Source organism: Ruegeria sp. P8, assembly GCF_056534665.1.
In genome coordinates this window covers 497,946-510,992 of the sequence record NZ_JBQERC010000002.1, presented here as the reverse complement: position 1 = coordinate 510,992, position 13,047 = coordinate 497,946, and the positions used below count along the sequence as shown (strand labels likewise).

The 13,047-nt window shown below is 58.6% G+C and carries 13 protein-coding genes; 8 read left to right on the top strand and 5 right to left on the bottom strand.

Going from position 1 to position 13,047, the window contains the following annotated elements; all coding sequences use genetic code 11:
- Window positions 1-6 precede the first annotated feature (6 nt).
- From ACR0BZ_RS05930 to ACR0BZ_RS05920, 3 genes are all read right to left on the bottom strand, one after another.
- Window positions 7-1,374 carry a DUF2927 domain-containing protein gene (locus ACR0BZ_RS05930; RefSeq protein ID WP_480553740.1) on the bottom strand — a complete coding sequence of 456 codons (1,368 nt, stop codon included), beginning with the start codon at window positions 1,372-1,374 and terminating at the stop codon, window positions 7-9.
- Entirely contained in the window at window positions 1,371-1,820 is a 450-nt protein-coding gene (locus ACR0BZ_RS05925) for an N-acetyltransferase family protein (RefSeq protein ID WP_480919701.1), read from the bottom strand. The genes ACR0BZ_RS05930 and ACR0BZ_RS05925 overlap by 4 nt, the downstream gene beginning before the upstream one ends.
- A 109-nt stretch (window positions 1,821-1,929) precedes the next feature.
- Window positions 1,930-2,775: an AAA family ATPase gene (locus tag ACR0BZ_RS05920; protein ID WP_480504831.1), complete on the bottom strand. Its 846-nt coding sequence runs from the start codon at window positions 2,773-2,775 to the stop codon at window positions 1,930-1,932.
- Window positions 2,776-3,156: 381 nt separating this feature from the next.
- Here ACR0BZ_RS05920 and dksA point away from each other — a divergent pair, with 381 nt between their 5' ends.
- Together dksA and ACR0BZ_RS05910 are read left to right on the top strand one after the other, a co-directional pair.
- Window positions 3,157-3,579 (top strand): RNA polymerase-binding protein DksA, encoded by a 423-nt coding sequence (dksA, locus tag ACR0BZ_RS05915; protein ID WP_209504868.1) that lies wholly within the window; start codon window positions 3,157-3,159, stop codon window positions 3,577-3,579.
- A 71-nt stretch (window positions 3,580-3,650) separates the two neighbouring features.
- Window positions 3,651-4,799, top strand: coding sequence for an FAD-dependent monooxygenase (locus tag ACR0BZ_RS05910; protein ID WP_480919700.1), 1,149 nt, complete (start codon window positions 3,651-3,653; stop codon window positions 4,797-4,799).
- A gap of 4 nt (window positions 4,800-4,803) precedes the next feature.
- On the opposite strand, the gene xth is transcribed toward ACR0BZ_RS05910, so the two are convergent.
- Both xth and ACR0BZ_RS05900 read right to left on the bottom strand, forming a co-directional pair.
- Complete coding sequence (xth, locus tag ACR0BZ_RS05905; RefSeq protein WP_480919699.1) at window positions 4,804-5,583, bottom strand: exodeoxyribonuclease III; 780 nt, start codon at window positions 5,581-5,583, stop codon at window positions 4,804-4,806.
- Between the two features lie 280 nt (window positions 5,584-5,863).
- Window positions 5,864-6,187, bottom strand: coding sequence for a HesB/IscA family protein (locus ACR0BZ_RS05900; RefSeq protein ID WP_267363969.1), 324 nt, complete (start codon window positions 6,185-6,187; stop codon window positions 5,864-5,866).
- Between the two features lie 76 nt (window positions 6,188-6,263).
- Here ACR0BZ_RS05900 and ACR0BZ_RS05895 point away from each other — a divergent pair, with 76 nt between their 5' ends.
- The 6 genes from ACR0BZ_RS05895 to scpB all read left to right on the top strand — a co-directional run bounded on the left by ACR0BZ_RS05895 (window position 6,264) and on the right by scpB (window position 12,982).
- On the top strand, window positions 6,264-7,403 hold the full coding sequence (locus ACR0BZ_RS05895) for a deoxyguanosinetriphosphate triphosphohydrolase (protein ID WP_480919698.1): 1,140 nt from the start codon (window positions 6,264-6,266) through the stop codon (window positions 7,401-7,403).
- A 252-nt stretch (window positions 7,404-7,655) separates the two neighbouring features.
- On the top strand, window positions 7,656-9,401 hold the full coding sequence (gene argS, locus ACR0BZ_RS05890; protein ID WP_480919697.1) for an arginine--tRNA ligase: 1,746 nt from the start codon (window positions 7,656-7,658) through the stop codon (window positions 9,399-9,401).
- Window positions 9,402-9,489: 88 nt separating this feature from the next.
- Entirely contained in the window at window positions 9,490-10,554 is a 1,065-nt protein-coding gene (locus ACR0BZ_RS05885; RefSeq protein WP_480919696.1) for an SPOR domain-containing protein, read from the top strand.
- Entirely contained in the window at window positions 10,551-11,558 is a 1,008-nt protein-coding gene (gene nagZ, locus ACR0BZ_RS05880; RefSeq protein WP_480919695.1) for a beta-N-acetylhexosaminidase, read from the top strand. The genes ACR0BZ_RS05885 and nagZ overlap by 4 nt, the downstream gene beginning before the upstream one ends.
- On the top strand, window positions 11,548-12,342 hold the full coding sequence (locus tag ACR0BZ_RS05875; RefSeq protein ID WP_480538046.1) for a segregation and condensation protein A: 795 nt from the start codon (window positions 11,548-11,550) through the stop codon (window positions 12,340-12,342). Before nagZ ends, ACR0BZ_RS05875 begins: the two co-directional genes overlap by 11 nt.
- On the top strand, window positions 12,335-12,982 hold the full coding sequence (gene scpB / locus ACR0BZ_RS05870) for an SMC-Scp complex subunit ScpB (RefSeq protein WP_267363960.1): 648 nt from the start codon (window positions 12,335-12,337) through the stop codon (window positions 12,980-12,982). Before ACR0BZ_RS05875 ends, scpB begins: the two co-directional genes overlap by 8 nt.
- Window positions 12,983-13,047 lie beyond the last annotated feature (65 nt).

Here is a 13,047-nt window from a genome sequence, read left to right as displayed (position 1 = left end):
TGCGTTTCATCCGTCTTTCGTGCTGTCAGCGGGGCGTCGGCCACTGTTTTGAGCCAGAGATTGAGCCACCAAATCAGAACCGAACCCGTATCGCGCCCATCCAAGGCTGTCCAGTCTGACGGCACGTGCCTTTTGTAATTGACCGGCCTGTTTCAAGGCCTCGGATTTCAACAGCAGCAAGGTTGCCAGAAGCGAAGCGTTTTCCGCGCGGGTCATCACGTCGATGGCCTGATCCAGTTCGGGCAGGACCTCTGGCCCGCGATCCTGCGCAAGCGCAAAGGCTGCGGTTTGCGTTGAGACATAAGCCTGATGAACCTCGGTTCCGGGCGTTGCGCGAAGAAACTGTTGCGCGATCTTGAACTGCCGCTGGGCTTCCGCCGGGTCACGAAACTGCTCCATCCGACCCATCAGGTAGTGGGGATAGGCGCGGCGGTGATCCGTCCATCCCAATTGCTGCCCGATGCGGGCTGCCTTTTGCGCGGCGCGTATCTGCCGGGGGGAACCCGGCCCTGGTCCCAGTGATTTCTGGATCGCGTTGATCCACTCTCGGGGGGTATCCGTTGGCCGTTGCGCGGCTAATCGGTCACCGCGTGGATTCAGGCGGCTGAGAACATCGGGGATGACGGCGGCGACCTGATCCCGTGTCATACCGGTGTGCAGTTCGGGCGCATAGGCCGCGCGCAGAATCAGCATGTCGAACCCGGTCAAAACCGTATGAATATTGTCGTCGTTGAACACGGAATCCGGCAGGTGATAGAGGTCGTTCAGCGGACCAAGGGCTTGCGCCAGTTCTTCGTGCAGACAATCGCGCATTTCCTGCGGGCTGACATCGTAGGGGATGAATATCCCCAATCGTTCGCGCTGGCGCAGCTCAACCCAACTGCTTTTGGTCTTGCGGCGGTCGCGCTGATACTCAGCCAGGCTGGACGCGTTTGGCACCACGAAACAGGCCGCGTTTGGCAGAATTTGCAGAATTTCCTTCTGACTGACCGCTTCGATCGTGATATTGGCCTGACCGTCGTTGATTTGTCGGATGTTGATACCCGCCTCGCGCTTCAGGCGGTTCAGCAGGCGGGTCAAATCCTGCTGCATACTTTGTGTCGGCGATCCGGTCAGGCGAACGGTGATCGGCATTTCGAACCGGGTGAAAACGGGCAGGGCGGCCCCGCTTTCCAGTTCGAAATGCAGGGACAGGAAATCCGCCGCGATGTTCGTGTTGGACCGTGCCGGTGGCGAGGGACGCGGTGCCGCAAAAGACTTGGCTGGTGGCAACGCCACTTCGACATATGATACATCGTTCCCGAGTTCGATTGTCTCGACAGACGTGCAGCCAGCGATAACCAGCGCCAGAAAAAGGGCGCCCAAACGCATCATGGGCGGGCGTACTTGATGAACGGTGTCAGGGTGCCGATGCGATCATAAAGGTGGCGTGCCGTGTGGTTGAACTCTTGCGTCAGCCAGTAAACGGATGGGGCGCCCTGGCGATCCGCCTCTTCATAAACCGCCTGAATCAAGGCGTGACCGACGCCCGTTCCTCGGGTTTCAGGTCGGGCGAACAGGTCTTGCAGGTAACAGACCTTTTCCACTTTCCAAGCGTGGCGATGAAACAGGTAATGCGTCAGCCCGACCAAAACGCCATCCTGTTCCGCGACAAAACAGGAAAAATCCTGCGGGTCGTCGCCCACCAATCTGGAAAAGGTCGTTTCATACACGTTTTCAGGCAGGGTGGTTTCATAAAACGCCAGATAATCCCGCCACATTTCGGCCCACTGATCTTTGTCCTCGGCCCGCAGGGTCCGGATAGTCTGAGCGTTCGCCAAGTGATGACCCCAATACTGCTGCTTTGCAACGCGGTTGCGTCAGGTATCTCGATGCTGACACCCGAGATACCCAATGGCAAGCCGTGATCACAGATTGTTCACACGCAGGCTAGCGTTTGCCACGTGCCATGAATGCAAGACGTTCGAACAGATGCACATCCTGTTCATTTTTCAGCAAGGCGCCATGCAGCTTCGGCAGCGCGCTGGCCCCGTCACGCCTGAGGTCTTCCGCCGTCAGGTCTTCGGCCAGCAACAGCTTCAGCCAGTCCAGCACCTCTGAGGTCGAGGGTTTTTTCTTGAGCCCTTGCGTCTCGCGGATTTCATAGAATTGCGTCAGCGCGGCGGTCAGAAGTGCGTCCTTGATGCCGGGGTGATGCACATCGACGATCCGGCGCATCGTCGCCTCATCCGGAAAGCGGATATAGTGGAAGAAACAGCGGCGCAGGAAGGCGTCGGGCAGCTCTTTTTCGTTGTTCGAAGTTATGATGACGATAGGGCGGTGCTTGGCCCGGACCGTCTCGCCCGTTTCATAGACGTGGAACTCCATCTTATCGAGTTCCTGCAACAGGTCATTGGGGAACTCGATATCCGCTTTGTCGATTTCGTCGATCAGCAGAACAACCTTTTCGTCGGCGTCAAAGGCCTGCCACAGCTTGCCCTTGCGGATATAGTTCGACACGTCATGGACGCGCTCTTCGCCCAATTGGCTGTCACGCAGGCGGCTGACGGCATCATATTCATAAAGACCCTGCTGCGCGCGGGTGGTGGATTTCACATTCCACTCGATCATTCTCAGCCCTAGCGCACCGGCCACCTGCCTAGCCAGCTCGGTCTTGCCGGTACCGGGTTCGCCCTTCACCAGCAGGGGGCGTTCCAGCGTGACAGCGGCGTTCACGGCAATGGTCAGATCGTCGGTGGCGACATATTCGGCTGTACCTTGGAAACGTGCGGTCATGGGCCTCTCGTGCGTATATTGTGTTGGACGGGCAGGTTGTGGTTTCCGGGTTACAGAGCGGCAAGGTTTTTTACAACCCGCGTCCCTGCGTCGCCCGGCGGGAATTGTGCTGCAACTCCAAGCCCTTTTGCTTGATTCCGAAATAGACCAATCCCGGGCGCCGTGCCTCTCGCCCCAAAAAAGCCTGTCAAATTTCATAGAAATACAAGGTTTTGTTGATGTTTGTCTCATAGTTAGACAAATCCGCGGGGGTGCACTGTTGCGCAACGTTTGTGTAGTGACATTCCACCGCCCGTCGGCTAAACGCTGCGCAGAAGGGAGAGCCAAATGTCAGCTGAAACAGCCTCGAACGACGTTACTGGCCATACCGAGGGAGCAAATATGAAGCAGGAAGTTTTTCTGCCGGAAGATTACCGTCCGGCCGAAGATGAGCCTTTCATGAATGATCGTCAGCTTGAGTATTTTCGCCGCAAGCTGCTGGATTGGAAGACAGAGTTACTGGCTGGTAGCCGCGACACCATCGAAGGGCTGCAAGACAACACCCGTAACATTCCGGACGTCGCGGACCGCGCCAGCGAAGAAACAGACCGTGCGCTGGAACTTCGGACCCGTGATCGTCAGCGAAAGCTGGTCGCCAAGATCGACTCGGCCCTGCGCCGGATTGATGATGGCGAATACGGGTATTGCGAAATGACGGGCGATCCGATCTCGCTGAAACGTCTGGACGCACGACCGATTGCAACCATGACACTTGAAGCGCAAGAGCGCCACGAGCGTCGCGAAAAGGTCCACCGCGACGATTAATCGCCGGGTATGTGTAAGGAATCCAAACGCCGGGGCCTGTGGCTCCGGCGTTTTTGCGTTATGTGGGTGTCATGAAGATAGACGGATTGAAATTCTGTGTAATCGGCGGTGGAATCGGCGGCCTGGCCTCGGCACTGGCGCTGCAACACCGTGGGGCGCATGTCACGCTTCTGGAGCAAGCCCCGGCCCTGACCGAAGTCGGTGCTGGTTTGCAGATCAGCGAGAACGGGATGCGCGTTCTTCATGCACTTGGCGTCACAGGTCTTTCTGTCGGGCAGAAATCCCATGGAACTGTCTTGCGCGATTACCGAAATGGGCGCGTGGTCAGTCGGCTGCCAGGCCCCGCAGCTGGTCCGACCTACTACTACCACCGTGCCGACCTTCTGAACCTTCTTCATGATGCGGCCTGTGACGCAGGTGTGGACCTCCGGTTGGGTGCCAAAGTTTCGCATGCGCAAAAGCACCCCAACGAGGCAGAGGTGGTCTTGGCGTCAGGCGAGCGAATTCGCGCAGAATGCGCCATTGCGGCCGATGGCGGCCGCAGCGTGCTCCGCCCGGCTCTGAACGGGGCAGAGGCGCCGGAGTTCACGCATCAGGTGGCGTGGCGCGCCACCATCCCCTGGCAGCCCGGTCGCGACCCGGTTTCGGCGTCCCTGACCATGGGGCCTGGGCGGCATGTGGTGACCTATCCGTTGCGCGACGAAAGCATGATGAACATTGTCGCGGTCGAAGAACGTTCGGACTGGCGGGAAGAAGGATGGCGTCAGACGGGCGACCCTGAAGAGCTGCGCAAGCGATTTGCAGATTTCGGTGGCCCCGTGCGCGACATTCTGTCGAAAGTCACGGATGTGCATCTGTGGGCATTGTTTCTGCGGCCTGTCGCGCAAAACTGGCAGAATGGCCGGTTGGTTCTGCTAGGGGACGCGGCCCATCCAACATTGCCATTCATGGCACAGGGTGCATGTCTGGCGCTTGAAGACGCCTGGGTGCTGGCGCGCGCGTTTGACGAACGATCGGGTATCACCAGCGCGCTGGCAACCTATGAAACAACCCGCAAACCAAGGGCGCAGCGCGTTGTCGCGGCGGCCGGGGCAAACGCACGGAACTTTCATCTCCGCGGTCCAGTCCGATTGGCTGCGCAATGTGTGCTGAGAGTCGTTGGTGCCCGGTTGTCCCAACGCTATGAATGGATCTACAGTCACGACGTCACGGCTGCTTAGGGCCTCAAAGATCCAGGTCAATCCAGACGGGAACGTGATCGGATGGCTTTTCGTGCCCCCGAACAGCCGCATCAATCTGGCAATCCCGCATGAGGTCGGCCGCTTGTGGCGTCAACAGGAAATGATCAATCCGAATTCCGTCATTCCGGTTCCACGCGCCAGCCTGATAATCCCAGAAAGAATAGTGGTCGGGACCCTGCGTTGTCGCGCGGAAGGCCTCGGTATAGCCAAGGTTCAGAATTTTTCGAAAGGCGGCCCGGCTTTCCGGGCGGAACAACGCGTCTTCCCGCCAGGCATCGGGGCGTTTGGCATCCTCGGCCTGTGGGATGATGTTATAATCACCCGCCATTAGCGCCATCTCTTCTGATTCCATCAGACCCTTTGCGCGCTCATAAAGCCGTTCCATCCAGGCCAGCTTGTAATCGTATTTCGGTCCGGGTGCCGGATTCCCGTTGGGCAGATACAGCCCACAGAGGCGCAAGGCCTTTTTGCCCACGACGGTCGCCTCGATCCACCGCGCCTGTTCATCATTGTCATCACCGGGAAGGCCGCGTGATACATCCTCCAGCGGAAGCCTCGACAGGATCGCAACACCATTGAAGCTTTTTTGACCGTGTGTTTCCACGTTGTACCCGCGATCTTCAAACATCTCGCGGGGGAAGTTCTCGTCGACGGATTTGATTTCCTGAAGAAGAACAACGTCGGGTTGGGCGTCGTCCAGCCAACGGGGCAGCGCCTCGGTTCGCGCCTTGATGCCATTGATGTTGTACGTGGCGATTTTCATGCGCGATCCTCCGAAACCTTGTGGCAACCTATCGCTCAGAACGGGCCCAGCGGCAAGTCGGAGATCGGATTAGCGAGGCTCTGCCTCGCGCTCCGGGATATTTTTAGCCAGATGAAGAAACGGATCCTTAACCATTTTTTCGATACTTGAAAGGGCGGTACAGGCGGGGACGCCGATGACCGCGCCAGGTGAAGCTCTCTGGTCGTTTTGGTCAGAGAGCGGATCCCTGCTTCATCTGGCTGAAAATATCCTGGGGGTGTGGGGGCAAAGCCCCCACCGGTTACATCGAAAACGACGTGCCGCAGCCACAGGAAGAGGTGGCGTTGGGGTTGTCGATCACAAACCGCGCACCAATAAGTTCCTGAGTAAAATCTATCACCGCGTTTTCAAGAAAGGGCAGAGAGACCGGGTCGACGATGACTTTCTGCCCTTTGCCTTCAAGAATGAGGTCGTCGGTGTTTGGCGTGTCCAGAGCGATTTCATATTGAAAACCGGAACATCCACCGCCCTCCACTGCGACACGCAGGGCTTGCCCCTGTTCCGCGGCACCGATTTCGGCAAGGCGGTCAAAGGCGCGTTCGGTGACTGATGGGGGCAGATTCATGCCGGTCTCCAAAGGTTTATTTCCCAAGCGTCCTACAATATATGAAACCAAAAGACAGGCGACAAGGACAAGGCCTTTGGACAGAGCGGGTTTTGCTTCGGACCCAGACCGCGCAAGGGGGCGGCTGGTGCCAGAGGAAGAAAGCAGCTTCCGGTCATGCTTTCAGCGTGATCGCGACCGGATCATTCACGCCAGTGCGTTTCGGCGGCTCAAGCACAAGACGCAAGTCTTTGTCGAGCATGAAGGTGACAGTTATCGAACACGGCTGACCCATTCCATCGAAGTCGCTCAGGTCGCGCGAACAATTTCAGGGGCGTTGGGCCTGAATCCTGAACTCACCGAAGCTGTTGCGCTGGCGCACGACCTGGGTCATACGCCCTTTGGTCATACGGGTGAGGACGCCCTCCACGCGCTGATGGCGCCTTACGGGGGGTTTGATCACAATGCTCAGGCCATTCGGATCGTAACCAAGCTGGAGCGGCATTATGCCGGGTTTGACGGATGCAACCTGACCTGGGAGTGTCTGGAGGGTATCGCCAAGCATAACGGTCCGGTTGTTGGCGATCTGCCCTGGGCCCTGGCTGAATGCAACCAGGGCTTTGATCTTGAACTTCATACCCATGCAAGTGCCGAGGCGCAGGTGGCGGCCTTGTCTGATGACATTGCTTACAACAATCACGACCTTCTGGATGGGTTGCGTGCGGGGTTGTTTGAAGATGATGATCTGCGCCACCTTCCGATCGTGGGGGCGTGTTACGCGGATGTGGATGCGAAATACCCCTGTCTTGACCCGTATCGGCGGCGTCATGAAGCACTGCGGCGGGTTTTTGGGGTCATGGTGGCGGACGTCATCACAACGTCGCGCGACTTGATCGCGGCCTCGGGCGCGCAGTCGGTCGAAGAGGTTCGCCATCTTGGGCATCCTGTCATCCAATTCTCGGTCGGGACTTGGGCGGATCTGAAACAAATCAGGGCGTTCCTGTTCACCCGGATGTATCGCGCGCCCAGCGTCATGAAGGTGCGGGCCGAGGTTGCAACGGTTGTCGAAGACCTGTTCCCGATCTACCTCAACGATCCGAAACAGATGCCCACACGCTGGCACGAAGATATTGAAGCTGCGGCGGACGAGACTGCTCTGGCCCGGATCGTATCGGACTATATTGCAGGAATGACCGACCGTTTCGCTTTGCAGGATCACGCGCGGCTGACTGGCTGACTGGGCCGCAATGACACGGGTAATGGTCCATGTTTGCGACATTTTTTGTGGGTTGATTGGTGCCTTGCGCAGGCGGGAAGCGATGATCAGAAGCCGTACGACAGACAGCGCGCAGGGTATTTGAAATCTCTGACAGTGGATATCCGGGCGAGATTGGCAGACATTGGGCGCAAACCAAGTCCAAACATTAGGCGTCCATTGACCTTGCCGTGATGCGTGGTAAACCGCCGGGCAAGCAAAAGGACATCCGAAATGAACCTGTTTTCCGAGATCCGCGGCCTTGTACTGGACGCGCTGGCGCAGATGCAGTCCGAAGGCGCGTTGCCCGAGGGGCTGAGTTTTGACAACGTGGCGGTCGAACCGCCGCGCGATGCAGCGCATGGCGACATGGCGACAAACGCGGCGATGGTGCTGGCAAAACCGGCCAGGATGAAACCGCGCGACATTGCCGAGGCATTGGCAGGGAAGCTGGCGGCGGATGACCGGATCACCAGCGCCGATGTGGCGGGTCCCGGTTTTCTCAATTTGCGGTTGGCGCCGTCGGTCTGGCAAGGTGTGCTGGCGGCCGTGCTGGAGAAGGGCACCGATTATGGCCGCTCGACTATGGGTCATGGGCAGAAGGTCAACGTTGAATATGTTTCGGCCAACCCAACCGGTCCGCTGCACGTGGGTCATACACGGGGCGCGGTTTTCGGGGATGCTCTGGCAAGCCTGTTGGCCTATTCCGGCCATGACGTGACCCGTGAGTATTACATCAACGACGGCGGTGCGCAGGTGGATGTGCTGGCGCGCTCGGCTTACGAACGCTATCGCGAGGCCAATGGTCTGAGCCCCGAGATTGCCGAAGGTCTTTATCCTGGCGACTACCTGATCCCGATCGGTGAGGCGTTGAAAGAGAAATACGGCGACAGCCTGATCGACAAGCCGGAAAGTGACTGGCTGGAAGAGGTGCGTGAGTTCTCGACTGACGCGATGATGGATCTGATCCGCGCTGACCTGAAAGCGCTGGGCGTCGAGATGGATGTGTTCTTCTCGGAAAAATCTCTCTATGGCACTGGTCGGATTGAGGCCGCATTGCAATCGCTGACTGACAAGGGCCTGATTTACGAAGGCGTGCTCGAGCCGCCGAAAGGCAAAAAGCCCGAGGATTGGGAGCCACGCGAACAGACGCTGTTCAAATCGACCGAACATGGCGACGACGTCGACCGCCCTGTCAAGAAATCGGATGGTAGCTGGACTTATTTTGCCCCGGATATTGCTTATCACTATGACAAGGTGACCCGTGGTTTTGACGCACTGATCGACGTGTTTGGCGCCGACCATGGCGGCTATGTCAAACGGATGAAGGCGGCTGTTTCGGCACTGTCCGACGGTAAGGTGCCGCTTGATATCAAGCTGACACAGCTGGTGAAGCTGTGGAAGAATGGTGAGCCGTTCAAGATGTCCAAGCGGGCAGGGAACTTTGTCACTCTGCGCGATGTGGTCGATCAGGTGGGCCCGGACGTGACGCGGTTTGTTATGCTGACTCGCAAGAACGATGCGCCGTTGGATTTCGATTTTGACAAGGTGCTGGAACAAAGCCGCGAGAACCCCGTGTTCTACGTTCAGTATGCACATGCCCGTGTCATGAGCGTGCTGCGTCGTGCGGCCGAGGCTGGGATTGCGGCTGATGATGCGACCCTTGAGGGCGCTGACCTGAGCAAGAACGATCATGCCTCGGAACTGGTTGTTGCGAAGAAGCTGGCAGAATGGCCACGGCTGGTCGAGATTGCGGCCCGAACCAATGAACCGCACAGGGTCGCCTTTTATCTCTATGAACTCGCAGGCGACTTTCACGCGTTGTGGAACAAGGGCAATGACGAGACGCAACTGCGTTTCATCCAGGATGGCGATGTTGCCACAAGCCAGTCAAAAATCGCTTTGGCCCGGGCCGTTTCTGTTGTGATTTCAGCGGGCTTGGGTATTCTTGGCGTTACTCCGGCGCAGGAGATGCGGTAACGAATATCGCCCGAACCGCCGGTACGAGGTAGGCAAGAAATGACCCGCGGGCCTTATTTTCAGGCGCGAAACGGGCAGTGAGGCGGACATGGCGAGTTACGATTACTCGGGGCATCAACGCCCCGGGCAGATTCATTACCCGAATCAAGCGCATTCTGATGATGTGTATGATTTTCCCGAAGACATGCAGGAAGATGACGCGCCGCGTGGCTCGTTTGGTCTGGGCAGGGCGGTCAATTTTCTGGGGGCTGTTGCATCCTTGGCGCTGGTCGCCGGTGTCGGGGTCTGGGGCTATCAACTGATCATGCGCGATGTCAGCGGCGTGCCGGTTGTTCGTGCCGCCGAAGGGCCGATGCGTGTACAGCCGGAAAATCCGGGTGGAACTCCGGCCGATCATCAGGGCTTTGCCGTGAATGCCGTCGCCGCCGAAGGCAGTGCTGCGGCGCCGGCCGACCGGTTGATCCTTGCGCCGCGCCCGGTGTCCTTGACGGACGAAGATCTGCCCGCCGGAGAACTGAAGCCGACCCCTGCGCTGCATGTGGTCGAAGAACCGATCACCACGCAGGAGGCCGCGCGCTTGCGCCAGAACGCAGTAGATGCGCTGGTTGCGGAATTGGCGGGTGCGGCAGCAGAAACGCAGCAAGAGTTCGAAGACGGTGTGCAACTGGCATCGCTGACCACCTCTGATGAAGAACCCGCCATTGACCCGGCAGATTTTGCTGCGGCCTTGCCGGACCCGAGCTTCGCAGAGTTGCCGGGTGTGCGCCGATCGTTGCGCCCTGTGACGCGTCCGGCACGGTCCACCCGCAGTCAGGTCGCGCCCAGCGAGAATTCCGAAGACGCCATCAATGCAGCGGTGAAAGCCGCGGTCGGGGTGGATGTTGATCCGGATACGTTGGCAAAGGGAACCCGGCTGGCGCAGCTTGGAGCTTATGACAGCACGCAAGTGGCACAGGCCGAGTGGGACCGATTGAATGGTCAGTTTGGTGATTATTTGTCGGGAAAACAACGAGTTATCCAGAAAACCTCAAGTGGTGGACGGACCTTTTACCGCTTGCGTGTTCTGGGGTTCGAAGACCTGAGCGACTCGCGCCAGTTCTGCGCTGCTCTGGTCGCGCAAGGCGCTGATTGTATCCCGGTGGCCGTGAGGTGAAGTTCGGAGCAGCGATCACAGATGCTGAAGGACTGCGCCTGACGCAGGAGGAAAGAGACCTGTTTCACCAGATGAACCCGTTTGGGTTCATCCTGTTCTCCCGCAATATTGAAAGCGCCGATCAGGTGCGGGCCTTGTGTGATGATTTCCGCGAGGCCGTTGGGCGCAACTGTCCCATTACCATTGATCAGGAAGGTGGGCGCGTACAGCGTTTGCGCGCACCCTTGGCTCGCGAATGGCTGCCGCCGCTGGATCATGTGATCAGGGCGGGTGATCAAGCGGAACGCGCCATGTACCTCAGGTACCGCCTGATTGCGGATGAGCTGTTTGGTCTGGGCATCGACAGCAACTGTGCCCCCATGGTCGATGTGGCGCGGCCCGAGACCCATGCGTTTCTGAAAAACCGCTGTTATGCCTTTGACCCCGAACAGATTTCCAGGGTCGGCAGGGCCGTGGCACAGGGTCATCTGGATGGGGGTGTTCTTCCGGTTCTCAAGCACATTCCCGGCCATGGCCGTGCCACTCTGGACAGTCACCATGACCTTCCGCACGTTGATTTGCCACTGGAAGAGTTGGAATACAGCGATTTCGCGCCGTTCCGCGCCTTGAATGACCTGCCGATGGGGATGACAGCACATCTGGTCTTCGATCAGATCGATCCCCGGCCAGCCACCATTTCTGCGGCCATGATGGGCCTGATCCGAGACAATATCGGCTTTGGCGGGCTGATCATGACCGACGATATTTCGATGAAAGCGCTCAGTGGGGCGTTGACGGACCTCACACGGCAATCTTTGCAGGCGGGCTGTGATGTGGTCCTTCATTGCAATGGCAGCTTTTCTAAACGTGCCGCTGTGTTGGAAACTGCCGGGGAGATGTCGGATGTGGCACAAGCCCGCGCAGAACGGGCGCTGGCGATGCGGAAACCCCCGCGGGAACTTGACATCCAAGCCGCCGAAGCGGAACTATCTGCCCTAATGGGCGGGCAGGTATATGAACGATAATCTTTTTAGCGAAGACCCTGTCTCGGTCGCGGATCGTCTTGCGGCCGAAGCGCTGATTGTTGATGTCGACGGCTTCGAAGGCCCGTTGGACGTTCTGCTGACCCTGTCCCGTACGCAAAAAGTGGATTTGCGCAAGATCTCGGTTCTTGCGCTGGCGCAGCAATATCTGGCCTTTGTTGAAAAGGCGCGTGCGCTGCGCATTGAACTGGCCGCCGATTATCTGGTCATGGCGGCGTGGCTGGCCTTTCTCAAGTCCCGTCTACTGCTACCGCCAGACCCGGATGACGACGGGCCATCGGGTGAAGAGCTGGCCGCGCATCTGGCGTTTCAACTTGAACGCCTGCAGGCGATGCGTGACGTCGCTGCACGGTTGATGGCCCGCGACCAACTGGGGCGTGATTTTTTCAAACGCGGGCAGGGCGAGGACGTCACCCGCATTCGCACCGTGACTTATTCTGCCACGCTGCTGGACCTGATGCAGGGTTATGCCCGTATCCGCACCCGTGACGAATTCCGCCCCTTTGTGATGGACCGCGATGCGGTGTTCACGATGGAGCAGGCACTGGAGCGGATGCGCCCGCTGATCGGTTTTGCGGGGACGTGGACCGATATGGAAACCTATCTGCCCGATGGTTGGGATACTGACCCGGTGCGCCGCAGATCTGCGACGGCTGCGACTTTTGCGGCCTCGCTGGAACTGGTGAAAGAAGGACATATGGAGATCAAGCAGAGCGAGACATTCGCGCCGATCCATTTGCGCAAGAGGACCCAGACACGTGACTGACGCCCCAGAAGAAACCGGCACCCTGTTCGAGGCGCCACCGCTGGCGGAACAGGAGCGTATGGTCGAGGCCGTTTTGTTTGCCAGCGCCGATCCGGTGACGATTGCCGACCTTGAGGCGCGGATGCCGCATGGAAGCGACGCCGCGCAAGCCGTTGAATTGCTTCAGAGACGTTACGAGGGGCGCGGCGTGCGCGTGGTACGCGTGGGGGAGGCCTGGGCGATCCGTACGGCCCCTGATCTGGGTTTTCTGATGCAGAAGGAAACGGTTGAGACTCGCAAACTCAGCCGCGCCGCGATTGAGACATTGGCGATCGTGGCCTATCACCAGCCCTGCACCCGCGCCGAGATTGAGGAAATTCGCGGCGTATCAGTCTCTCGCGGGACGATTGATCAATTGCTAGAGATGGAGTGGATCAGGCTGGGCCGACGCCGCATGACACCGGGTCGTCCGGTGACATTTGTGGTGACGTCCGAGTTTCTAGATCATTTTGGTCTGGAGAACGCCCGCGATCTGCCAGGTCTCAAGGAACTAAGGGCTGCGGGATTGTTGGAAAACCGGCCTCCACCGGGGGCGATCCCGCTGGGTGAGGGGCGCGAGGACGAAGTGGACGAGGACCAGTCGGAACTGTTTGAGGAGTAATAACCCGGACAGGTCACAACAGGTCAGGCGCGGAACCTGTGGCAGTAAACGCGGGTTATACGACA

Bases quoted from the DNA above. Each gene is read 5' to 3' on its own strand.
- ACR0BZ_RS05930 (WP_480553740.1), bottom strand. From the start codon at position 1,374: ATGATGCGTTTGGGCGCCCTTTTTCTGGCGCTGGTTATCGCTGGCTGC.
- ACR0BZ_RS05920 (WP_480504831.1), bottom strand. From the start codon at position 2,775: ATGACCGCACGTTTCCAAGGTACAGCCGAATATGTCGCCACCGACGAT.
- dksA (WP_209504868.1), top strand. From the start codon at position 3,157: ATGAAGCAGGAAGTTTTTCTGCCGGAAGATTACCGTCCGGCCGAAGAT.
- ACR0BZ_RS05910 (WP_480919700.1), top strand. From the start codon at position 3,651: ATGAAGATAGACGGATTGAAATTCTGTGTAATCGGCGGTGGAATCGGC.
- xth (WP_480919699.1), bottom strand. From the start codon at position 5,583: ATGAAAATCGCCACGTACAACATCAATGGCATCAAGGCGCGAACCGAG.
- ACR0BZ_RS05900 (WP_267363969.1), bottom strand. From the start codon at position 6,187: ATGAATCTGCCCCCATCAGTCACCGAACGCGCCTTTGACCGCCTTGCC.
- argS (WP_480919697.1), top strand. From the start codon at position 7,656: ATGAACCTGTTTTCCGAGATCCGCGGCCTTGTACTGGACGCGCTGGCG.
- ACR0BZ_RS05885 (WP_480919696.1), top strand. From the start codon at position 9,490: ATGGCGAGTTACGATTACTCGGGGCATCAACGCCCCGGGCAGATTCAT.
- ACR0BZ_RS05875 (WP_480538046.1), top strand. From the start codon at position 11,548: ATGAACGATAATCTTTTTAGCGAAGACCCTGTCTCGGTCGCGGATCGT.